Genomic DNA, 22,749 nt, shown 5'->3' with positions numbered 1-22,749 from the left:
TGCACCCTGGGTCGCTCCGCTCGGCGTCGCCCTGCCCTGCGTTGCTCCGCTCGGCGTCGCCCTGCCCGGCGATGCTCCGCCGACGAGCATCGGGCGGGGCCGGTGAGCGGGGATTGACCAACCCGCTCGCCGAACCGCCGTGCGCCGACGACTTCCGCAGCACCGGCGGGCGACCTCGCCCATCCCCTCCAACCGCCTCACATCCGCACCATCCACCAACTGCCCCCACACCCGCACCGCCCACCCGGCCCGCCAACGATCCCGTGGCCGCGCCGTCCACCCGGCCCGCCAACGATCCGGTGGCCGCGCCGCCAACCACCCCGATATCCGCGCCGTCCAAACCGTCCACCGACGACCCCGTGGCCGCGCCGCCCGCACGGTCCACCAACAACTCCTACGTCCGCCGTCCGCCGCCAACTCCGTCGCATCCGCATCGCGCCGGAGCACGGACCGACCACCCGCGAGCCCTGCCCACCCTCGACCCGCCCCGTCCACCTCACCCCGAAGGGAGTCCGACACGAACCCACACCGTCCGCGGCTCGCCTGACCCATGAGTCAAGATGCGAAGCATGGAGACCTTGACGCTGGTCGGCGTGCTCGCCGGGTCGCTTGGGCTGACCGCGGTCGCCCGGCGGTTCAACCTTTCCGCGCCGCTGCTCATCGTGGTGGTCGCGCTGGGGATCGCGCTGATTCCCGGCGTTCCGCGGGTCGAGCTGGAGCCCGAGCTGATCCTGACCGTCGTGCTGCCGCCGCTGCTGTACTCGACGTCGCTGGAGAGTTCGATCTCCCACTTTCGTGCGAATCTGCGGCCGATCATCACGCTCGGCGTGCTGCTCGTCGTGGCCACCGCGTTCGTGATCGCCTTCGTCGTGCACCTGCTGCTGCCCGACCTCCCGTGGGCGTCGGCCCTGGTGCTCGGGGCGGTCGTGTCTCCGCCGGATGCCGTGACCGCTGTCGCGATCGGGCGGCGGCTGGGGCTGCCGCGGGGCGTGATGACGGTGCTCACCGGCGAGAGTCTGGTCAACGACGCGGCCGCGCTCACGTTGTACAAGGTCGCGCTCGCCGCGGTGGCCGGGACGGCTGGGTCGCTCGGGCACGGGTTCGCGGTCTTCGCCGTCGCGACGGTGGTCGGCATCCTGGTCGGGCTGGTCGCGGGCGGGGTCGTCGAGCTGATCCGCACGAGGCTGGACGATCCGCTGCTCGAATCGGCGTTCGGGATCGTGGTGCCGTTCGCGGCGTACGTGACCGCGGAGCATCTGCATCCGTTCGGGGCCGAGTTCAGCGGGTCCGGCGTGCTGGCGGTCGTCACGGCGGGGCTGTTCCTCGGGCACCGGTCGTTGCGGGCGTCACCGGCGACCCGGGTGCAGGACCGGTCTGTCTGGGCGTCGATCGACGTCATGCTCGAGGCGCTGGTTTTCGCCTTGATGGCGTTGCAGCTGCCGTTCGTGCTCGACGGGGCGCAGCATGCCGCGCGGGACAACGGGACGCTCGCGCTGTCCGCGGTCGTCGTGCTGCTCGCGACGATGTTCGTGCGGATTCCGGCCGTGTTCCTGTCCAGCTATCTGCCTCGGTCGCTGCAACTTCTCAGACGCACCAAGCACGATCCGCCTGCCTGGCGTTCGCTGGCGGTGATCTCCTGGACCGGCATGCGCGGCGTCGTCACCATCGCCGCCGCGTCCGGTGTTCCCGCGGATACGCCTGGTCGCGCCGAGATCCAGCTGTTCGCGTTCGCCGTCGCGGTCGGGACCGTGCTGATCCAAGGACTCACGCTGCCGCCGCTGATCCGGTTGCTCAAAGTCCAGGACCCGGACGAGGACGCACGCGACCAGGCCGAGGAGCTGGCCGCGCGCAAGGTCGCGCAAAAGGCCGCGCACGAACGGCTGCGCGAGCTTGCCCGCGATCAACTATCCACATTGGACATAGAGCCGGAGAAGATGAAGCGGCTCGAACAACGACTGGAACGCGTCGTGGACACCCGGTACCGGTTCGCGCAGGCCGCGATCACGCTGTCCGGCGAGGAGCGGCGCGACAGTCCGCAGGCGCAGTTCGCCAAGGCGCGGCGGGAACTCCTCATCACCCAGCGGGCGGCGATGATCGAGGAGAACCGCGCCGGGCGCCTTGACGACGACGTCCTGCAGAAGGTGCTGCGCGAACTCGATCTGGAGGAAATGTCAGTGACGACAACCCTTACGAACCGGATGAGTTGAGCTCGCCCGTCAGCCGCCAGGTGCGCCGCCGGTCCTCGTCGGTGTGCAGGGCGGTCTGGGTGAGCAGCACGTCGGTCGCGCCGGCGTCGAGGTAGCGCTGCACGCCGGCGGCGACCGTCTCCTCGTCGCCGATCAGCACCAATTCCGCCGCGTTTTCGACGCCGCCTGCCTCCAGAACGCGCCGATACGACGGAATCGAACCGTAGAAACCGAGTTCCCGCGCCGCGATCTCGCGCACCGCCTCGACGTCGCTGGTCACCACGGCCGGAACGGCGGCGATCACTCGCTTGCCAGGACCGATCCCCGGCACGATCAGGTCCGAGAGCGCACGCGGGCTCGCCAAGTACGGCAGCGTGCCGTCCGCCAGTTCGCCGGTGACGCGCAACGCCTGCGGTCCCATCGCGGCAACGAGCACCGAAATCGCAGCCGCCGGCGCGGGCTCCGACAGATGCACTTCCACCGTCGAGCCGGTGAAGTCGACTTGTTCGCCCGCGAACAACGCGCGCAAGACGGTCAGGTACTCGCGAAGGTGCCGCACCGGCGGCGGATACGGGGTGCCGTAGACGGGTTCGAGAAAGTTCTTCGCCCCCAGACCGATGCCGAGAGTGAACCGCCCGCCAGTCGCCTCGCTCGCCGTACGCGCGGCGGAGGCCAGCACCAGCGGATGCCGCGGGTAAATCGGCACGACGGACGTGCCGATCTCGACCCGGGAGGTCGCCTGTCCGGCCAGCGCGGCCGCCACCAGCGCGTCAAAGCCTTCGGGCAACTGGGCGAACCAGATCGACGCCGCCCCGGCCTCCTCGGCCTCGCGTGCCTGGTTCAGCAATTCGGTCACCGTGATCTGCTCCCGCGGAAGGGCGGGCAAGGTCAGTCCGACGCTCATATCTTCAAACTATTCAGGAACACCACCGGTTTCTCACCATTCGGAACAATTGCGCAGCTTTGTGTCAGCCGACTTCTCATCCGACGAGAGCCCCTGCCCGGCCGCCCGGCTGACCCGCACCCTGGACGCCCGACGACCCTAGGAGGACCGATGTCCCTGACCGACGTCATCGACGGCACCCGCCAAGCCGTGCGGACGGACCGGCACAACGCGGCGGTGTCGTTCAGCGTCGACCACGCACTGGCCGCGAACACCGCGACGGTGGTGGACGTCCGGGTGCGCGACCACGCGTTCACCGTCGACGAACCGCCCGCCCTCGGCGGCACCGATCAGGCGGCGAACCCGGTCGAGTACGCGCTGGCCGCGCTCGGCTCCTGCCAGGTGATCACGTACCAGTTCTGGGCCGCGCGCCTCGGTATTCCGCTGGACGCAGTGCGCGTGAAGGTGGACGGCGACCTCGACCTGCACGGGTTCTTCGGCTTCGACGAATCGACCCGGCCCGGTTTCAGCGACGTGCGAGTGTCCGTGGAACTCGACGGCCCGGCCGCGCCCGAGGTCTACGAACAACTCCGCCGCGCGGTGGACGAACACTGCCCGGTGCTCGACCTGTTCCGCAACCAAACCCCAGTCACCACAAAGGTTCGCTGACCACGCCGATCACGACGGGTCCAGTTCGCCGCGATAGGTCAGCGTCCCGTCAGCGGCAACATGCCACCGGTCGGGCAGCGTCGGCTCCTCCGCCAACTGCCCGATCCTGGCACCCCGGAAGTTGAAGCGGGTGCCGGGAAATTCGTCCCACGACCACGTACCGCCGACCGGCTCACCGAGCTTCGGCCGCTCGTCGAACTCGATGAATCGATCGAACTCCCCGCCGCGGAAATCGCATATTCCGCAAAACTCCGAGGGAGTAAACCAGGCTCCGCCGAGAAATCGCGTGCCTCTCGCCAGGAGATTCCAGCCGAACCGGGCACCCGTGAAGATGGCCCGATCAAGAAACTTCGCCCCCGAGAAGCTCGCCAGCCGGTCGAAGTCGGACTGATAGAACCAGGTCTCTCCGTGAAAGACGGTTTTGTCGAACCTGGCCACCACCAAGAACAGGGTTCCGCGGAACCGGGCTTTGCCGACGGAGCACCCCTCAAACCGGAAATCGATCAGGACCGCGCGGCTCAGGTCCAGGTCGAGGGCACCCCATTTCTCCGGGGAGCCGTCCGCCTCCCGGAGGTGATCCGCCAGCACTCCCTGCGCGGCGAGCCGTACCGGAAGTTCCTCGCGTTCCCGTCGCTCGGCCTCCGACATGCTGTTTTCCAGCTCGGCCGCTCTCGAGCTTTCGTAGTCCCACGAAGGCTTCGGAAACGGCATCCGGAGATACGCGCAAATGACATTGACGACGGCCTGCCGAAGCGTCGGATTCGCGTTGGCCAGCCGCTCCAACGCATACAACCCGCCGAGCCGCACAGGAGCCTTGTCCGAACCGATCTGTTCGACAGCCTTGGCGTACAACTCGGTGATCCGCCGCTCGGTCAGGTCGAACTCGGTCGCGAACTGGACGCGCTCCCGGTGCCGCTGGTCCTCGGCGGTGGCGGCGATCGTCTCTCTGATCTGGATTTCCGTCGACCGCTGCCGACGCGCCGCGAGCCACAACGCGAAAGCACCGCCCGTGCCGACCGCGAGGCTCAGTGCCGTGCGGATGGCGTCCAGCTCAGCCCGAGCCGTGTCCGACGTCGGAGCCGTCGCGACCTGGCTCACGAGCAGCCAAGTAGCCGCTGCGATCAGCACCGCGGTCGCTGCGGCGGCAGCGGCAACCCACCACCACCGCAGCTCCGGCAGCTTCTGCGCCCGGCCAGACGGTCCAGAGCGCCCGGCAGCACCATCTGTCATGCCGCTCTCATCGAACAGCGGCCGACAGACGCAACAAACTCAGGCGAACTCGTGCCGCACGATCGTCTGCTCCCGGCCGGGACCGACGCCGATCGCCGAAACCCGTGCGCCCGACAGCTCCTCGATCCGCTCGACGTAAGCCCGCGCGTTGGCCGGCAGCTCGTCGTACGTGCGGCAGTTCGAGATGTCCTCGAACCAGCCCGGCAGCTCTTCGTAGATCGGGACCGCGTGGTGCACGTCGGTCTGGGTCATCGGCATGTCCGAGGTCCGGAAGCCGTCCACCTCGTAGCCGACGCACACCGGGACCTTCTCCAGGCCGGACAGCACGTCCAGCTTGGTGAGGAAGTAGTCGGTGATTCCGTTGACCCGCACCGCGTAGCGGGCGATCACCGCGTCGAACCAGCCGGTGCGCCGCGAGCGGCCGGTGGTGACGCCGAACTCGCCGCCCTGCTTGCGCAGGTACTCGCCGGACTCGTCGTCGAGTTCGGTCGGGAACGGGCCGGAGCCGACGCGGGTCGTGTAGGCCTTCAGGATGCCCAGCACGGTCGTGATGCGGCCGGGGCCGATGCCCGAGCCCGCGCTCGCGCCGCCGGACGTCGGGTTCGACGACGTGACGAACGGGTACGTGCCGTGGTCCACGTCGAGCAGCGTGCCCTGCGAACCCTCCAGCAGCACCGTCTCGCCGCGCTCCAGGGCCTGGTTCAGCTGCAGCCGGGTGTCGGCGATGCGGTGCGCGAACTTCTCGCCCGCCGCGAGCACCTCGTCGGCGACCTGGTCGGCGTCGAGCGCCTTGCGGTTGTAGACCTTGACCAGCACCTGGTTCTTGAACTCCAGCGCTGCCTCGACCTTCTGGCGGAAGATCTTCTCGTCGAGCAGGTCCTGCACGCGGACGCCGACGCGGGCGATCTTGTCCTGGTAGCACGGGCCGATGCCGCGGCCGGTGGTGCCGATCTTGCGGCTGCCGAGATAGCGCTCGGTGACTTTGTCGATCGCCACGTGGTACGGCATGATCAAGTGCGCGTCGGCCGAGATCAGCAGCTTGCTGGTGTCGACGTCGCGCTCCTCGAGGCCGGCCAGTTCGTCCAGCAGCACGCCAGGGTCGATGACCACGCCGTTGCCGATGACGTTCGTCACGCCCGGCGTCAGGATCCCCGACGGGATGAGGTGCAGCGCGAAGTTCTCGCCGTTGGGCAGCACGACCGTGTGGCCCGCGTTGTTGCCGCCCTGGTAGCGGACGACCCACTGGACGCGGTCGCCGAGCAGGTCGGTGGCCTTGCCCTTGCCCTCGTCCCCCCACTGGGCACCGATCAGCACGATGGCCGGCATGTGACACTCCAGGTGTTCGGCAATAGGAATAGTGCTCCCGGACGGGGGCACGGGTGGCGCTGGTAAATGCCGGTGCATGACTTTAACGGAGGACGCCGGGGTGCGCGGAATAGTGGTGGCCTGCGGGGCCGCGGCGGATCTGCCCGCACGGCTCGGCGACGTCCCGCTGGTGCACGCCAGCCCCCGTCCCGGCAAGGCGGAAATCGACCCCTTGCTGGGGGAACACGACCGGCTCGTCGTGCTGGGCTCCGACGCCGACCTCGCCGCCGTGGTGGTGCGTCTCATGCGCCGCGAACTCCTCCCGGGCGTGTCAGTGGGTTTCGTGGCCACTGAGACCGGCTCTCGTGTCGCCGCGCACTGGCGGCTGCCCTCGGACCCGGACGAGGCGTTCGCGCTCGCTTGGAAGGGCGAGGACGCCGAGACCTCGCTCGTGCGCGACGACACCGGCGGCGTGCTCCTCGGGCACGCGACCCTGCGCGATGTCAAGGGCCAGGCGTATTGCGACGAACAGGTGGCTTTCGACGGATTGGTTTCCGGCATCGAGGTCGCACCGGACGAGTCCGGAGTCACCGCCCGAATCACCCGCGGGAAGCTCCTCAAACGGTCCGCGACCTTTCGCGGGCGTGCCTTTCAACTTGGCTGCGTTCCGACGTCTTCGCTGGTCATCGACGGTGTCCCGCAGGAACGCGAGATCACCCGGCGGACCTGGTACCGGCACACCGCCGATCTTCGCGCGGTCCGCGGCTGACCCGTTCGTGCCGACGACGTTCAAGCTGCCTTGAACCCTCGGTGACCTTCCGTTCACAGAAGGTCGGCTTCCTGTCACCTGACGGTGTTGCGCACGCCACTTTCGTGGTCAAAGGTGAATCAGTCCCGCATCTGACCAGGAAGGCAGCAATATGCCGACCACACGTACAGTTCGCAACTCCTTGACCGTCCTGGCCGGCGTCGCGCTGCTCGGCTCGGTCACGGTGGGCGTCGCCGATGCCACCCCGCCCGGCATCCCGTCGGCGGACACCGCGAAGAGCCAGCTCGCCGGGCTCACGGTGAAACCGGACGGCTCGCAAACCGGGTACAGCCGCGACAAGTTCCCGCACTGGATCGACCAGGGCAACAACTGCAACACGCGCGAAATGGTGCTCAAGCGCGACGGCACGAACGTGAAGGTCGGCTCCGACTGCGCCCCGACCTCGGGCACCTGGACCTCGCCGTACGACGGCGCGACCTGGAGCGCTCCGTCCGATGTGGACATCGACCACGTCGTGCCGCTCGCCGACGCGTGGCGCACCGGAGCCTCGTCGTGGACCACCGCGCAGCGGCAGGCCTACGCCAACGACCTGACCGACCCGCAGCTGATCGCGGTGACCGACAACGTCAACCAGGAAAAGGGCGACAAGTCGCCGGACCAGTGGAAGCCGCCGTCCACCGGATACTGGTGCACCTACGCCAAAATGTGGGTGGCGGTCAAGTCGAAGTTCAAGCTCACCGTGAATTCGGCGGAGAAGTCTGCGCTGACGGACATGCTGGGGCGCTGCTGACCCGATCAGCCCTACCGCGGGCGCCGCCGCCGTCCTATGGTCCGAACCATGAGGAAGATCACGGCGGCGGTGCTGGCGGTGTTCCTGGTGCTCTGCGGAGCGGTCCCGGCGACGGCGGCGACCGGGCGCAGAGTCGTTGTCTACTACCAAACCACGCACCAAAACGGGTCGTACATCTCCCCGCTGGGGCTCACCGACCACGACGCCGGCGTCACCGACGTGATCGTCGGAGCCGTGCACCTCAACGACGGCGGAACCATGACGCTCAACGACGATCCGCCGTCGGACGGCAAATTCACGCAAATGTGGGCGGATCTCGCCACGATGCAAGGCAAAGGCGTGCACGCACTCGCTTTCGTCGGCGGCGCGGCGAAGGGCAGCTTCCAGCGTCTGGAGCAGGACTTCGACACCTACTATCCGTTGCTGCGCAACCTGATTCGCGACCATTCGCTGTCCGGCATCGACCTCGACGTCGAGGAACAGATGTCGAACGACGCGCTGAACCGCGTGATCGACGCGTTGCGCAACGACTTCGGCCCGGATTTCCTGATCACGCTTGCGCCAGTCGCGACCGAGCTCAGCGGCGGTGGCGGCCTTTCCGGTCTTGATTACGACCGCCTCTACCGCGAGCGCGGCGACCAGATTTCCTGGTTCAACACCCAGTTCTATTGCGGCTGGGGCTCGCTGGCGGACACCTCGGGCTACGACCAGATCATCGGCCGCGGAGTCGTCCCGGCGAGCAAGGTCGTCGCGGGGACGGTCACGAATCCCGCTAACTGCAACGGTTACGTCGACATGCCGACGCTGAAGAACACCGTCGGCAGTCTCGTCCAGAAGTATCCGGACTTCGGCGGCATCGACGGCTGGGAGTATTTCAACTCGCTTCCCGGCGACACCGCCGCGCCGTGGGAGTGGGCGCAGCAGATCGCGCCGACGGTCAAGGGTTAGCCAGCCGCAGGATTTCCCTTGCCAGTGCGTCGTTCTGCCGGAACGAGATCGCATTCGTGCGCGGCCGGGTGAAAGCGCCTGCCGATCGGACACTCGTGTGCGGACCCACCGCGAACCGCCGAGGATGCGCCGTACCGTCCACAGTGACCAGTCGGAAGTCGTTGAGCGTCGTGGCGATCCGGCCGGAAGGCAACGTCGCGCCGTCGACATCCGGGACGGTTTCCTCGGCCAGCGCACCGGCTTCCCGCAGGCTGCGCAACAACGGGTCGGACACTCGCGGGACGCTGGCGCTCGGCAGCCGCGCCTCGATCAACGTGCGTGCGGCGACAGTGTCCGGATGGCTGGTGCTCGACGCGACGAACGCCCCAGTCGTCTCGTCGGCGGCGATCGAGATGTCCGCGCCAAGGAAAGACACAACGCCAGCGTCCTCCAGCGCGAGCAGCTCGTCGAGCCGACGAGGCGGCGGACCGCTTGCGTAGTAAGAGAAAAACCCGTGGAACCAGCCGTCCATATCGGACACTTGAGACGCTGCGGTCAGCCGTCCGGTCGCGAGCAGCGCGGGCAGCTGGCCGATCACCGACAGCAGCGCCATGAACGCGCCGAGGTCCGCACTGTGGTGCACGTCCGCCCGTCGCACGAGATCGGACTCGACGTACTTCCGCACCGCCTTCCCGAATTCCTCGCCGGAGTCAAAGCGGCGGCCAGCGAACGGGCGATCCAGCCGCTCAAGGTCGAGCCGATCCTCCAGCGCAGGCACCGCGGTCGCGATCAGAGCGTCCATTTCGGACGCTCCCCACGGCAGGTCGGCGAACTTGTCCGCGAAGACCGCGAAATCCGTACGCACGCGATCCGGATGTCCGGTGAACAGTTCGGTGTAATACGCCCAGGCGAGTTCCTTCGCGATGAGCGGCCACACGTCCGCACGGAAGTCGAGCGGGCCGGTCAGACCGTCAATAGCGCGCTTGTCAAAGAATCTGGGCAGCTGCAATGGTTTCCCGCGCAGCCGATAGCCGGTTTTCGCGTGATACGGCACCCCGCGCCGGGACCCGACGTGCAGCACCGGCTCGGCACCGCTCGGGTGATAACGCAGACCACCGCACGGCAGCTCCTCGAACCGGCCGCCGCGACCCTCCGTCAGCAACAGCATCAGGTCCACGAACGCGAGCCCGAAACCGCGCACTAGCACCGGTTCTCCAGCGGGCACCGCGGAGTAGTCGACGTCCGCGGTGTAGCCAGCGGGGTAGTAGGACAGCTCGTGCTGCTCGGCGAACGCCTCCAGTTCGCGTTCCCGGGAATCGGGGACCGCGTCGAGATGGCCGACCGTCAGCACCACGGCGTCGGCGGTCACGGTCGTGCCGTCGGAAAGCCGCACAGTCTCGTCGTCATCGATGCTCTCCGCCGTGGCGAGGTGCTCGATCACCGTGATGCTGGGCGGCAGTTCGGCCACCACCTTGCGGTAGAACCACTCCAGGTACCGGCTCTGTAGCCGCCGGGTCGGGAAGTCGGTGGAGGCGAGGGCCTCGAACTCGGCGCGGACGTCGTCCGGCACCGGATACGCGAGGGTGCCCGCGCGCACCTGCCGCACCCACTCGATCAGCGACGGACCCGGCCGCACCGGGCCGTCGATCCGGACGGTGTCGTCGGTGAAGACGGTGACGTCCTCGGGCATCGAGTTCATCCGCAGCAGCGGCGACTGCTCGTACCGCCACACGCGGCCGGGGCCGGGCGGGAACGGGTCGATGAGATGGACTTCGGCTTGCCGGTCGCCGAGCAGTTCGGCGGCGTTCGCGGACAGCCGTTCGAGGACGCCGACCCCGCGAGGTCCGGCGCCCACGATGGCGAGCGTGAACGTCGGGAGAGCGGTCACCCGGGTGAAGCTACGCGGCTGGCTGACCGAGCGGCGGCCGTTCCACTCTGCGGACGGTCGACCCGGACGGATGTGGCACAAACCACAAAGATCGAACCAGTCCCGGAAGAGAGTGCGGAGCGCTATCGTCTGGACACGTGGCGAACTGACCGTGACCTGTCGGATACCGGCGAAAGAACCTAGAGAATCACCAACAGTCACGAGACACTGAGCTTGGCAACTCACTTCGTGTGACCGGCCCGTGACCAGGAGGATCTAGGGTCACCCGTTGGTCACTAGTGCGGCACAGTCCGCACACAGCAGCGGGGAGAACACGCATGACGACAGCACCACACCGGGTCACGTTCCGCGAGGTGTTCGGAGTCGCCGAGTTCCGCGCGATGTGGTTCGGCGAACTGCTGTCGATCGCCGGCGACCAGCTTGCCCGGGTCGCGTTGTCCGTCCTCGTCTACGCCAACACCGGTTCCGCGACGCTGACCGGCCTCACCTACGCGCTCACGTTCTTCCCGTCGCTGCTGGGCGGCATCTTCCTGACCGGATTCGCCGACCGCTTCCCTCGCCGGGCGGTCATGGTCACCGTCGACGCCACGCGCGCGGCACTGATTCTGTGCGTTGCCATACCCGGGCTGCCGTTCTGGGCGCTATGCGTGCTCGTCGGCTGTGTTTCACTGCTGAATCCGCCGTTCAAGGCGTCTCAGCTGGCATTGCTGCCGCAGGTGCTCGAAGGCGACCGATTCGTGGTCGGCATGGGCATCCGGAGCATGACCGTGCAGTCCGCGCAGCTGCTCGGTTTCGCCGGCGGTGGCGCGCTGCTGCTCGCGATGGACGCCCGCCTCGCCTTGGTGCTCGACGCGGGCACGTTCGTGCTCTCCGCGCTCTTCCTCCGCTTCGGGCTCAAGTCGCGCCCCGCGGCGGCCAGCGGGGAAAAGCGCAAGCCGTTCCTCTCCTCGCTGAGCGCGGGCGGCAAGGTCGCCTTCGCGACCAGTGCGTTGCGGTCCTTGATGGTCTTCACGTGGCTCGCCGGGCTGATGCCGGTGTACGAGGGCATTGCCGCGCCCTACGTCGCTTCCTCGGGCGGCGGATCCGAAATGATCGGCTTCCTGCTGGCCGCGGACCCGGTGGGCAGCGTGATCTTCACGTTCGTCTACACGCGCTGGGTGCCCGCCGGGATCCGGCCGAAGCTGATCGGCCCGATGACCGCGCTCGCCGCGATCCCGCTGCTGCTGTGCTTCCTGCAGCCGGGTCCGGTCGTTTCGGTGATCCTGTTCGTGATCTCCGGCGGCTTCGGCACGATCGCGCTGCTGCAGGCGACGGCGTCGCTGACGGTCGCAGTGCCGGACGAGAGCCGGGCGCAGACGATGGGGCTGTCGAACACCGGATTGACCACGACGATGGGCGTGACGCCGTTGATCGGCGGGGTCATCGCCGACCACGTGAGCGCTCAGACGACGGTCGGGATCTTCGGATTGGCCGGGCTGCTCATCACGATTCCGCTCGCGATCGCGTGGCAGCGGACCGTTTCCGGGCAGGCCAAAGACGGGTCTGCGAAGGAAGCCACACGCGCCGAACATGCCTGACTACCCCGACATGCCCCGCGCGTGAGGCTCTGACCTGCGCGACCTTGCGGTGCTGCTACGCGGTCACTGTTCCTTGCTGCGCATCGCTGGTCACCCTTCATCCGGCGTGTTCGGGAAAAATGTACACACCTAAGGCCCTTGTGGACAGGCGGCAAACGGTCTGAAACTGTGAGTAAGGCGAGTGTCACTGGAGATCCGCGCAAGACCCGGGGGGAAGAATGGTCACATTGGGGGAATTTTCTGGTCTGGGGCTGCGCGATGCGGTTTCCCGGTGGTCGCTCTGGACTCGGCCGCGGCAGTGGGTCGCGGTCACGCTGACGAGCATGGCCGTCACGGTGGTGCTCACCGTGGTGAGCACGCTGGTGTTCCCGGTCAGCCTCGGCCAGATCGGGATCCTCGGCATGCTGGCCGGCCTGGCGATCGCGCAGACCGAGGTCACGCGGCAGATCGAGCGGCAGCGCCGGATGTTGAGCCAGGGCCCGCACATCACCGTGACCTCGGTGTGGCTGCTTCCGGCGGCGCTGCTGGTGCCGCCGCAGCTGGTGGCCGCGCTGGGCGTGATCATCTACGTCTACCTGGCGTTCCGCAGCTGGAACGGCACGCGCCCCGGTGAGGCGCACCGCGTCGCGGCCAACGCGACCACGATGATCCTGTCCGGCTTCGGCGCCGCGCTGGCCGGACACCTCGCGGACGGCCACAGCGTCACCACCGTGGTGGCGGGCGCGCTCGGGTATTTCCTGGTCAACACCGCACTGACCGGCCTTGGTCTGTACCTGACCGACCCGGCGAAGGCGACCGCCGAATCCTGCCTCGGCACGATGGACGACAACCTGCTGGAGCTGGCGACCCTGTGCGTCGGCGGGCTGCTCGTGATGGTGCTGAGCCACGAACCGCTGCTGTCGGTGCTGGTGATCCTGCCGCTGTACGTGCTGCAGCGCTCGATGCTGATCAAGCGGCTCGAGGAACTCGCGACCACGGATCAGAAGACGCAGCTGCTCAACGCCACCACCTGGCAGGACGGCGCGCAGCGCGAGATTTCCCGTGCCGAGCGCGAGAACGGCAGCTTCGGTGCGCTGATGATCGACCTCGACCACTTCAAACGGATCAACGACACCTACGGCCACCTCGCGGGCGATGACGTGCTCAAAGCCGTTGCCGCGGTGGTGAAACAGGAGACGCGGGCGCACGACCTCGTCGGCCGGTTCGGCGGTGAGGAGTTTGTCGCGCTGCTGCCGTCGACGTCGAAAGAGGACGCGATTGTCACGGCGGAACGCATCCGGCAGCGCATCAGCGAGCTGGTGATTCCCACGCAGACCAACGAGGGCGTGGCAGTCGCGATCGAGAACCGGACGGCGTCGATCGGGGTGGCGGCGTTCCCGCTGGACGGGACAAGCATCGAGGAAGTGATGGCCGCGGCCGACGCCGCGGTCTATGCGGCGAAGAACAGCGGCCGCAACCGGGTCGTCGGCTCGGTCGCACCGACCCGGGAACTCGCGGCAGTCGCCTGACGACCTCGGACCCGGCCGGCACCCTCCCCCGGCCGGCCGGGTCCATCCCTTCGTCAGCTCCGGAATTCGGAGAGGAAACCTGTGCCGCGCGCCGAGATCCGACCAGCCCGCGACGACGAACTCCCCGCCGTCGCCGCGTTGCGCTGGCGGTGGGTTGCCGACCAAGGCGGTCCGTTGCACCGTGCTCGGGCCGATTTCGTCCGCGAGTTCGCCGACTGGGCCCGCGCGCACGCCGAAACGCATCGCTGTCTGGTCGCGGTGCGGGACGAGCACGTGCTCGGCATGGCCTTCCTCGCCCTGACCCCCAGAGTGCCGACACCGCACGACTTTTCGCGGGTCTGCGGCGACGTGCAATGCGTGTACGTCCTGCCGGAAGCGCGTGACAGCGGCGTCGGCGGGCTTCTGATCGAGGCGACGCTACGGCTCGCCGCGGAGTTCGGGCTGGAACGAGTGACCGTGCATTCCTCGGATCGCGCGATCCCGGCGTACCTGCGACACGGGTTTTCGGTGTCGAAGAACCTGCTGCAAAGCGAACTGCGAATCGCGGTCGACGTGCCGGCTAACCGAGCATATTCCTAGGCCCCTCCTGCTTTTTCCCCTGCGCGATCTCCCTGAACTCCTGCGCGGTGCGCTGCACGAACGCCGCCGACGCGCGGGAGTCCAGGGAGAAATCGCGGATCCGGTCCGCGACCTCGCAGTAGGTGTCGTTCCCCTCGTCGAGGAGGAAGGCCCCCGAGTGCTGATGCTCGAAGTAGACGATCGGGTCGCCGACCTCCACGTAGTACACGCAAAACCGACCGGCCAGGCCCGAATGCCCGCCCTTGCTGGCGGGCACGACGCGGACCGACAGCTTCGCCGACGTCGCCATCAGGTCGGCGAGAAAACGCAGCTGCCGGGCCATCGTCGAGGGCCCGCCGATCGGATTGCGCAATGCCGCCTCGCCCAGCAGCACCTCGCACGGGATCGCGCCGGGGCCGACCACCAGCGGCCTGCGCATCATCCGGATCTCCGCCTGGCGTTCCGCGTCCTGCACCGGCAATCCGTCGGCGAGGAACAACGCCCGTGCGTAATCCGGGATCTGCAGCAGCCCCGGCAGGAGCAGCGGCTGCCATTCGACGACCGACGTCGCGGCGCGTTCGCAGGCGAGCAGCCCGCCGAGGTGGTCTGGGTCGGACTGTTTGCCTCGGGCGACCCAGCCCGGTTCGGCGGTGCCGCGCGCCAGTTGCAGGATCCGCTGTTTCTCCGCGCCCACGACGCCGAGCGCGCCGAGGATGCCCGCGACGTCCTCGAGCGCGGGAACCCGTTGTCCCAGCTCCCAGTTCGACACCAGAGCGGGATTGGTGCCGACTCGCCGGGCGAGTTCGCGCAGTCCGAAACGGGCGTCGACCCTGGCCTCGCGCAGTGCGGTGCCGAGGGTGCGGATCCGGGGGGTGAGCATGGCCGTGCCTCGCATGGCCGTCTTTGTAGGTGTCACCAAATGCGAACACCTCTAGCTGTCACCCGAAGGTGGGCAACGGGCCGGTCGCGCCCGGGTTTTCCGGGGCGCGACCGGCGGCCCGCGTCACTTCAGACCGGTCGCCTCGGCCGCCGCCGGGTCGGAGTCGGCGAGGAACGTCTTGCAGCGCTCGTACTCCTCGGATTCGCCGATGCGCCCGGCGGCCGTGCCGAGCACGGCGAGCGCGCGCAGGAAACCCTGGTTCGGCCGGTGCGCCCACGGCACCGGGCCGAAGCCCTTCCAGCCGGCGCGGCGCAGCTGGTCGAGGCCGCGGTGGTAGCCGGTGCGGGCGTAGGCGTACGCGGCGACGGTCTCGCCGTCGGCGAGCGCGCGTTCGGCGAGCGCGGCCCAGGCCTCGCTGTAGTCGGGGTGTTCGGCGGCCACGGCGGACGGGTCCGTCCCGGAGTCGAGCGCGGCCTGCGCGTCGGTGTGCTCGGGCAGCAGCGTGGGCTCGGGGCCCAGCAGGTTGTGCGTCATGCCGCCATTGTGCCCACGATGCCCTCGGTCAGAGGAACAGGCTGGTCAGCACGCCTCCGCCGGCCAGCACGAGTGCGGCGATCAGCACGGCGGCGACGGCTCGTTTCGGCATCATGGGCCGACACCCTGCCGTGCCGGGCCGGGCAGGGGCAAGTCCGCCACCCGTAGGGGTGAACCCCGGTTTTTGCCCCTTCTCCCGCCGCGTCCTCTTGCGGCAGGGAATGATGGCGCCTATGACGAAGGCGGTTGAAGACGTCGCCGGCCCCGCGGTCCCGCGCGGACCAGTGGGCAAGACCAGGCATTTCTTCGCGACGCACTGGCACCGCGGCGCACCGGGAGCACCGACTCCGGCGTGGGTGCTGCGGTTCTGTTACGGCATGTGGCTGACCGCGTTCGCGTTCAAGCTGGTCGGGTCGTCGTGGGACATGTCGTGGCACTTCAAGTGGCTGCGCGACGACCTCGCCCCGCCGCACCTGATCAACACCGTCGGCACGGTGATCATCATCGTGCTGGTCGCGATCCACAGCTACACCGGCCTCGGCTGCGACCGGCGCTCGCTGCGGCTCATGCAGGCCGGGTTGATCGTGTTCCTGGTCGCCGCGCCGCTCGACGTGATCAACCACCGCGTGAACGGCCTCGACCTGACCGCGTGGAGCCCGTCGCACATGATGCTGTACCTCGGCACCGGCATCATGCAGGCGGGCGTCCTGCTCGGCTGGCTGCGGCTGGCCCCGCCGGGCCGCTTCCGCACCGGGGTGCTGCTCGCGCTGTGGGCGTTCTTTTTGGAGAACACCTTCTTCCCGAACGGACAGCAGGAGTACGGCATCCTCGGCCTGCGGGCGTGGGAACGCGGCACGCCCGAGGCGGAGCCGACGCTGCTTTCCTTCGCCGCCAACCAGATCGGCCACCCGGTCGACCGGGCCGCGGTGCTGCACTTCACGATGCCGATCCCGGAGTGGGTGTATCCGCTGTGGGGGATCGGGGTTTCGGCGCTGATCCTGGTGCTGGCGCGCAAGACCGTCGGAAAGCGCTGGGCCGGGCTGACCGTGGCCGGCGCGTATGTCGCGTACCGGTGCGTGATGTGGCCGCTGCTGCTCGCGCTGGGCTTCCCGGTGTCGACGGTTCCGTTCTATCTGCTGGCTGTCGGGCTCGCGGTGGACTTGGCCTTCCTGCTTCCCCGGCCCGCGCTGGCGGGGGCGGTTCTGGTGACGGCGTTCGGGTACGGCGCGTTCTGGGTGCAGTCGCAGTTGCGGCCTTGGCTGCTCGGGGGCTCGCAGACGGAGTCGGCGCCGCCGGTCGCGTATTGGACGGCTTTGGTCGCTGTGGCGGCGGTGTTCGTGTTGTGGGCTGGGGCTCGTCCGGCGAAGCAGTGGTGGCGAAGCCGCGCCGCCTCATCCCAGGTCGGCGTATAGCCTCATTTCGGAAGGCGCCGCGGTGCGCAGCCAAAGGGGTGCACCTATCAAGACCCGGCCGTGTCCGTCCTGCGGTCCGCCTGAGGTCTCTGCCAGATCGAGGTCCTGATATATCTCGGCGAACCATTCTCCGCCGTGCAACACGTCCCCGTACATGTAACCGCGGTCCGGACTATCCACTTTCGCAGGTTGATCGTAAAGGCCTTGGAAGGCGGCGACCTTGACCGCCTCTCGGGCCATATTCTCGCGGTTCTCCCATCTGGACGGGGTGACTCGGCATTCGCTCTGGAGAAACCGGTAAATGCTTCCCGCCGCAGACGACGTCCACCCGCGGCGGGGCGGTCCGCCCGGAGGAGACACGAAGTCAGCGTAATTCTCCACGCTGCCAAACAGGCATACGGCGGCAAGGTCGCCCCGCGAGGACTTTTGCGGAATGTACATCATCGCCCGGCTCTCCTCCGCTCCGACAAATTCACCGAAGGCGACCGGGCCTACCCCTCTCGCGAAGCAGATCGGCGCAGGAGACTCCAAATCCGACACGACCTCTTCGCTGAGGACAGACTCGATCTTCGCCGCCAACTGCGGCCTGGTCAACGATGAGGATTCGGCCGTCCACTCGACGACCGGAAGGAAGCTTTTGATATTGGGCGTCGAGATCTTGCGCTGACGTCGCTCAGCTAAGCTCACACCTTGATCCTCCAGGATGCTCAGCACTCGACGGTTGGCCCAGTAGACATACCGGCGAACACCTGTTTCCCTCTTCATGCAACAGCCTTTCTGCCAGCTTACCGGCCAATCTCGACGCGAACCTCTTCTCGGATTCTCGCAAGAACCAGGTCGAGTTCACGCTTCGCGGCAAAGAACTCGGAGCTTGCCCGATACGAATCCGGCGTCAAGTCTTGAGTGTTCTCGAGAACTTTATTGAGATCACGAACGGACCAGCTGACAAAATCATGCATCTTACGGTAAAATTCACCCATGAGGTCGCGTACATCGTTGTTCCAATAATGCTGGGACGCGGATACTTCACGCGGTGGCCGCAGTGTTGACCACGACCACTCGTCCAATTTTTTGCGCAGCTCATGGAGAATTTTCTCGTTATCCGAAAATAATGCGACGTGAACCCCGTCTACATCGATTTCCAACTCATAGAGCCAGCCCGTCAGCTGACCATACGCGTGGTCTGTCTTTTCGAGCCGTCTCCTCGCCTCGTCGGCATCCAGCTTCATCTGGAGGCATCGCTCGACGACCGCCAGCGCCTCGACTGGTTCCGGGCTGGGCAACGCCGGTGGCGACGCCCTGGTCGCGCGAAAGCTGAGCAGGCTGCCGACGGCCACGCCGGCAAGTGCTGTCATCGCGAACATCCACGCAGACGTCATGAACGCATGATGCCCGCTACCCGAGCGCTAAGCGACCTTGATTCGGCGACCGACCGTCGTTCACGAGGACAGAAGGCGACGGTAATAGTCGGTGGCCGGCTTGATGCCGTGATTCGGATCGGCGTTGTACAGCCCGTCCGGCCCCTTCGGACCGAAACTGTACGGCTGATACAGCGTCGCGCAAGATGGTTCGGTCTTGGCAAGTCGTTGCCAGCCTTGCCATTCCGCGTCGTAGCGGGCCAGGTGGTAGCGCAGGACCGCTTTGTCATACCCACCGGCGTAACCGCGCAGCATTACTTCCCAGCCGTGATGCACGACGCGGTGCCAGGATTGGCCGTAGCGCGCGGACACTCGCAGATACGTCCGGTCGGCGTGGTTGCGCAGCGGGATCGTGTCGGACAGCGCGACGATTTCGTCCCACATCCGGGCCGCGTTCGCTTTCTCGGCAAGCACCGGCTCGACCCGGCCCTTTGCGATTATTGCGTCATAGTCGCTGGTCAGGTCCTTGTCTGAGCCGCCGAGGAACTGGTCGCGGGTCCACATCAGCCTGCCCATCGGGTGCACCACGCTGTAATGCCCGCGCAGCACGGCGGCCGCCGACAGCAGTGCGAGGCGGCGGAAACGGCGGACTTGATCGCCGCGCAAGCCGAGCCGCGTTGTCGCGTATTCGGTGAACGCGCCTTCCTCGCCGAGACCGGTGTCGCGGGCCCAGCGGGCGATCACCCACGTGTTGAGGTCGCACCACAGTTCGCTGTGGAGATACGGTCCGCGCCAACCGCCGCCGCGAGACCAGGTCCAGATTCCGGCGATGATGGGATTGTCGGCTACCTCGGCGAGCCCGATCGGGCCAGTGCGCGGCTGGGTGCGGAATTCTTCGAAACCGTTGACCACGCCGTCGATCACGTAATTCGGGAACGCGCCCTTGCCCTCGTACTCGCGCTGGCATTCCACTTCGATAATCTGGCGATGTTTCCCGACGCCGATGGTACGGTTGAACGGGATGGTCCGCCAGAAGTCTTTCGCGGTGTGCTTGATCGAGAAGACCAGGTTTTCGTGCGTTTCGACCTGGTCGGTCACCTGCCGATAGAAGTCCGGGTCGCTGGTAAGTTTGTCGCTGCCGGTGGACCAGGTGCGGTAGAAGACTCGCTTGCCGCGCAAGCACATCTCGTCGCGCAGGATGCCGAGCAGCGTCAGGTGGCTCGTGGCACCGTTGGTGATCGGGTTGTTTCCGGTGTGGAACGGGACGTTCTGCACGTAAGTCTCGCCGGTTCTTACGACAATTCCGTCCAGACCGGGGAAGCGAGCGCAGATCTCGCGCAGCATCAGGCGGTGGATCTGCTGGGTGAGCGGACGGTCGAAGCTGATGCGGCCTTGACTGTCGAGGATTTGGTCGCCGTACAGTTCGACCAGCCGTTTCGGCAGCACGATGATGTCGGTGAAGAAATACGCCGCGATACCCGCCGCGTGCGCTCGCGCGATGTGTGCGTCGATCTTCTTCGCCGTGGCTTCAACCCAAGCGCGACCCGGGGAGTCCGCGGGGAAAATGCGCTCGTCGAACGTTTCGAAGGTGATCGCGGTCTGCGGCGGGGTGAATTCGTTGATCACCTGACCGTCGTAGCCGTAGCTCTTCAACGTCGCGGGATCGTTGAAGCGACTGGAAAACAGCGGTTCGCCGGGGTTGTTCTGGACCATGTCGAGCAGGAACGGCAATCGTCGCCCGGCGGGTTTCGCGAAGGCTGTCCCGGCGGTGGCCGCGAGAGCCGCGAGGGCGACCCCGCCGCGCAACGCCGTCCGCCGACTGGTTTCTCCCATTACAGCCGCCTTTGATAGATCGGATGTATTAACTCGACCATAAGAAGGGTTTTCAGCCGAGTCAATCGGCCAACCGTCGTGTTCATACTTGTGAAAATCTGTCTCGACTAGACAGGATGCTTGCCGGTCGCTCAGCGAGCTGGTACCCCTGAAGGACCGATACATCCGATGACCGCCGCCGCAACGGGAGTGGATGCGTCATGGACCAGGCAGGAATCAGCCGTCGCAGCGTGCTCGCCGCGGCAGGCGCCGCCGGACTGCTCGGGCTCACCGCGGCCCCGGCGCACGCCACCCCCGCCGCCACGCCGTGGTACCCCTCCGCCAAATTCGGCATCTTCATCCACTGGGGCGCCTACTCAGCCGCGGCCTGGGGCGACGCCAAACACGCCGCGGAGTGGTACCTGTACGCCATGAACGTCACGGACCCCGCGCGCGGCACCGGTACCCGTGACCACCACCTGAAAACCTACGGCGCGGACTTCGCGTACGACCAGTTCATCCCGCGCTTCACCGCCCGCCGCTACGACCCGCGCTCCTGGGTGCGCCTGTTCGAACAAGCCGGAGCCCGGTATTTCGTCCTGACTTCCAAACACCACGACGGTTTCCAGCTGTTCCGCAACACCGCTTCCGACCGCAATTCCGTCCGTATGGGCCCAGGCCGCGACCTGGTCGGCGAACTCTTCTCAGCAGCCGCCCACTCCCGCCTCAAACGCGGTCTCTACTACTCACTGGGCGAGTTCTACAACCCCGCGCTCGGCACCCCACCTCAAAACCCGTACACCGGCGGGGAAATTGCCTACACCGGCTACCGCCCAGTCACCGACTACGTAACCCAATACGAACACGCACACCTGAAAACCCTGATCGACCACTACGACCCCGACCTCCTATGGGCAGACGGCCAGGGCTACCACGACTTCGGCGGCGGCCCGATCTTCCGCCCGAGGACGTGGGACTGGCGCAGTGACGAAATCCTGTCCTACTACTACCGGAATGCCGCCGACCGACCGCACCCGAAGAGCGTCCTGGCAAACGACCGCTTCGAGGCTTCGCACGCGGATTTCGCTACCGTGGAAGGAGATAACAAGAAATACGTCCTGCGTCCGGATCCGTGGGAAGCTTGCCTGAACATCGGAAAGTCCTGGGGTTACAACGAAAATGAGGACCCAGCGAAGATCAAATCCTCCGTGCAGCTGATCCGCCTGCTGGCCGAAGTGGTGAGCAAGAACGGAAACCTGCTGCTCAACATCGGCCCCCGAGAGGACGGCACGATCGCGGACTGGATGAGCTCGCGCCTGCTGGACATGGGCCGCTGGCTCCGCCTGAACGGCCGCGCGATCTACGGTTCGACGCCATGGATTAGAGCGATGGACGGCGACCTCTGCTACACCCGAACGCGCGGCGCGTTCCACCTGATCCCACTGCATTGGCCCGGCGCGCGGCTTCTCGTGCCGGGGGATGTTCCGATCAGTGGTCGGTCACGAATCCGTTTGCTGGGCGGGCATTCCCGGCCGCTGCCGTGGACCCGCACGGCGGAGGGGATCGTGATCGAGTTGCCGCGGCGTCGGACGGACGACTTCGGGGAAGAGTTCCCGGCGGTGCTCTCGGTGACGGATTGGTGAGCGGACCGCTCACCAGCCGCGTTCACGCCACTCGGCGAGCTTCGGGCGTTCCACACCCAGCGTGGAATCGCCGCCATGCCCCGGGTAGAACCACGTCTCGTCCGGCAGCTCCCCGAAGATCTTCTCCTCCACATCTTTGAGCAACGAAGCGAAACGAGCCGGATCCTTCTCCGTGTTCCCAATCCCGCCAGGGAAAAGCGAATCCCCAGTAAAGACGTGCGGAATACCCTCCAGGTCCCGGTAAACAAGCGCGATGCTCCCAGGCGAATGACCGACAAGATGCCGAGCCGTCAACGAGACCTCGCCGACGCGGATGGTGTCGCCGTCATCCACCGGAACGTCGATGCGGGCCTTGATCCCGTCGACGTCGTCGCGCCCAGCATAGGTACGGGCGCCGGTGGCCTCGGCGACTTCCGCCAGCGCGATCCAGTGATCCCAATGCTGGTGCGTCGTCACGATCGACGCGAGACCGCCGTCGCCGACCAGGGCGAGCAGCGTTTGCGGGTCCGCGGCCGCGTCGATCAGCAGTTGTTCGCCGGTGGCACGGCAACGGAGCAGGTACGCGTTGTTGTCGATCGTGCCGACTGAGACTTTCGAGATGGTCAGGCCGCTGGTCTCCCGCACATCAGCGGGGCCGCCGGTGGTCACCACTCCGGTGTAGGTCATGGAGTTCCTCCCTCGTCACGGTCCAGCCAACCGATGTGGTGCGGTGCCGTCAACCGGGCCCTGGCGATGCGCGCCGCTGCCGCAAGCAAGCCCGTCAACCGCCAATAAAAAAGCAGGAAGGCCGCCTCCGCAAAGAAGACGGCCTCCCCACCAA

At 67.1% G+C, this 22,749-nt stretch carries 20 protein-coding genes; 10 read left to right on the top strand and 10 right to left on the bottom strand.

What is annotated here, in order from left to right:
* The first annotated feature begins 569 nt into the window (after window positions 1-569).
* Window positions 570-2,207 (top strand): Na+/H+ antiporter, encoded by a 1,638-nt coding sequence (locus AB5I40_RS28150; RefSeq protein ID WP_116201141.1) that lies wholly within the window; start codon window positions 570-572, stop codon window positions 2,205-2,207.
* On the opposite strand, the gene AB5I40_RS28145 is transcribed toward AB5I40_RS28150, so the two are convergent.
* On the bottom strand, window positions 2,188-3,090 hold the full coding sequence (locus tag AB5I40_RS28145; RefSeq protein ID WP_370933127.1) for a TIGR03564 family F420-dependent LLM class oxidoreductase: 903 nt from the start codon (window positions 3,088-3,090) through the stop codon (window positions 2,188-2,190). The two genes, AB5I40_RS28150 and AB5I40_RS28145, sit on opposite strands and share 20 nt — an antisense overlap.
* 150 nt (window positions 3,091-3,240) lie before the next feature.
* On the opposite strand from AB5I40_RS28145, the gene AB5I40_RS28140 reads away from it, so the two are divergent.
* The gene (locus AB5I40_RS28140) at window positions 3,241-3,738 is read left to right on the top strand and encodes an OsmC family protein (protein WP_370933125.1); all 498 of its coding nucleotides are present in this window, start codon (window positions 3,241-3,243) and stop codon (window positions 3,736-3,738) included.
* 9 nt (window positions 3,739-3,747) lie between these two features.
* Here AB5I40_RS28140 and AB5I40_RS28135 read toward each other — a convergent pair whose 3' ends face one another.
* Complete coding sequence (locus AB5I40_RS28135) at window positions 3,748-4,968, bottom strand: pentapeptide repeat-containing protein (RefSeq protein WP_370933124.1); 1,221 nt, start codon at window positions 4,966-4,968, stop codon at window positions 3,748-3,750.
* Between the two features lie 39 nt (window positions 4,969-5,007).
* A complete protein-coding gene (locus AB5I40_RS28130) occupies window positions 5,008-6,294 on the bottom strand; it encodes an adenylosuccinate synthase (RefSeq protein ID WP_037808782.1) in 1,287 nt (428 codons plus the stop codon).
* Between the two features lie 76 nt (window positions 6,295-6,370).
* Here AB5I40_RS28130 and AB5I40_RS28125 point away from each other — a divergent pair, with 76 nt between their 5' ends.
* From AB5I40_RS28125 to AB5I40_RS28115, 3 genes are all read left to right on the top strand, one after another.
* On the top strand, window positions 6,371-7,042 hold the full coding sequence (locus AB5I40_RS28125; protein ID WP_370933122.1) for a hypothetical protein: 672 nt from the start codon (window positions 6,371-6,373) through the stop codon (window positions 7,040-7,042).
* 151 nt (window positions 7,043-7,193) lie between these two features.
* Entirely contained in the window at window positions 7,194-7,832 is a 639-nt protein-coding gene (locus AB5I40_RS28120) for an HNH endonuclease family protein (protein WP_370933120.1), read from the top strand.
* 48 nt (window positions 7,833-7,880) lie between these two features.
* Window positions 7,881-8,780, top strand: coding sequence for a glycosyl hydrolase family 18 protein (locus tag AB5I40_RS28115; RefSeq protein WP_370933118.1), 900 nt, complete (start codon window positions 7,881-7,883; stop codon window positions 8,778-8,780).
* Here the strand turns inward: AB5I40_RS28115 and AB5I40_RS28110 are convergent.
* Complete coding sequence (locus tag AB5I40_RS28110) at window positions 8,770-10,647, bottom strand: FAD/NAD(P)-binding protein (protein ID WP_370933117.1); 1,878 nt, start codon at window positions 10,645-10,647, stop codon at window positions 8,770-8,772. The two genes, AB5I40_RS28115 and AB5I40_RS28110, sit on opposite strands and share 11 nt — an antisense overlap.
* 317 nt (window positions 10,648-10,964) lie before the next feature.
* Here AB5I40_RS28110 and AB5I40_RS28105 point away from each other — a divergent pair, with 317 nt between their 5' ends.
* The 3 genes from AB5I40_RS28105 (at window position 10,965) to AB5I40_RS28095 (ending at window position 14,311) form a co-directional block, all read left to right on the top strand.
* Window positions 10,965-12,224, top strand: a complete 1,260-nt coding sequence (locus AB5I40_RS28105) for an MFS transporter (RefSeq protein ID WP_370933115.1) — start codon at window positions 10,965-10,967, stop codon at window positions 12,222-12,224.
* A gap of 323 nt (window positions 12,225-12,547) precedes the next feature.
* Entirely contained in the window at window positions 12,548-13,732 is a 1,185-nt protein-coding gene (locus AB5I40_RS28100) for a GGDEF domain-containing protein (protein ID WP_370933113.1), read from the top strand.
* 81 nt (window positions 13,733-13,813) lie between these two features.
* On the top strand, window positions 13,814-14,311 hold the full coding sequence (locus tag AB5I40_RS28095; protein WP_370933111.1) for a GNAT family N-acetyltransferase: 498 nt from the start codon (window positions 13,814-13,816) through the stop codon (window positions 14,309-14,311).
* Here the strand turns inward: AB5I40_RS28095 and AB5I40_RS28090 are convergent.
* Window positions 14,292-15,185, bottom strand: coding sequence for a helix-turn-helix domain-containing protein (locus AB5I40_RS28090; protein ID WP_370933110.1), 894 nt, complete (start codon window positions 15,183-15,185; stop codon window positions 14,292-14,294). The genes AB5I40_RS28095 and AB5I40_RS28090 overlap by 20 nt on opposite strands.
* Before the next feature lie 108 nt (window positions 15,186-15,293).
* On the bottom strand, window positions 15,294-15,704 hold the full coding sequence (locus AB5I40_RS28085) for a DUF3151 domain-containing protein (RefSeq protein WP_370933108.1): 411 nt from the start codon (window positions 15,702-15,704) through the stop codon (window positions 15,294-15,296).
* Window positions 15,705-15,937: 233 nt separating this feature from the next.
* Between AB5I40_RS28085 and AB5I40_RS28080 the strand changes: the two genes are divergently transcribed.
* Entirely contained in the window at window positions 15,938-17,116 is a 1,179-nt protein-coding gene (locus AB5I40_RS28080) for a hypothetical protein (RefSeq protein WP_370933107.1), read from the top strand.
* Here the strand turns inward: AB5I40_RS28080 and AB5I40_RS28075 are convergent.
* Genes AB5I40_RS28075 through AB5I40_RS28065 form a run of 3 tightly spaced genes read right to left on the bottom strand, consistent with a single transcriptional unit; the run spans window position 17,096 to window position 20,307 of the window.
* Complete coding sequence (locus AB5I40_RS28075) at window positions 17,096-17,881, bottom strand: hypothetical protein (RefSeq protein ID WP_370933106.1); 786 nt, start codon at window positions 17,879-17,881, stop codon at window positions 17,096-17,098. The two genes, AB5I40_RS28080 and AB5I40_RS28075, sit on opposite strands and share 21 nt — an antisense overlap.
* 20 nt (window positions 17,882-17,901) lie before the next feature.
* Complete coding sequence (locus tag AB5I40_RS28070) at window positions 17,902-18,495, bottom strand: hypothetical protein (RefSeq protein WP_370933104.1); 594 nt, start codon at window positions 18,493-18,495, stop codon at window positions 17,902-17,904.
* Between the two features lie 60 nt (window positions 18,496-18,555).
* On the bottom strand, window positions 18,556-20,307 hold the full coding sequence (locus tag AB5I40_RS28065; protein WP_370933103.1) for a hypothetical protein: 1,752 nt from the start codon (window positions 20,305-20,307) through the stop codon (window positions 18,556-18,558).
* Between the two features lie 200 nt (window positions 20,308-20,507).
* Here AB5I40_RS28065 and AB5I40_RS28060 point away from each other — a divergent pair, with 200 nt between their 5' ends.
* The gene (locus AB5I40_RS28060; protein WP_370933101.1) at window positions 20,508-21,929 is read left to right on the top strand and encodes an alpha-L-fucosidase; all 1,422 of its coding nucleotides are present in this window, start codon (window positions 20,508-20,510) and stop codon (window positions 21,927-21,929) included.
* Between the two features lie 9 nt (window positions 21,930-21,938).
* Here the strand turns inward: AB5I40_RS28060 and AB5I40_RS28055 are convergent, their stop codons facing one another.
* Entirely contained in the window at window positions 21,939-22,595 is a 657-nt protein-coding gene (locus AB5I40_RS28055) for an MBL fold metallo-hydrolase (RefSeq protein WP_370933100.1), read from the bottom strand.
* Between the last annotated feature and the right edge of the window lie 154 nt (window positions 22,596-22,749).

It is taken from the genome of Amycolatopsis sp. cg13, assembly GCF_041346965.1.
Classification (GTDB): Bacteria; Actinomycetota; Actinomycetes; order Mycobacteriales; family Pseudonocardiaceae; genus Amycolatopsis.
This window is presented reverse-complemented; position numbering and strand designations above follow the sequence as displayed.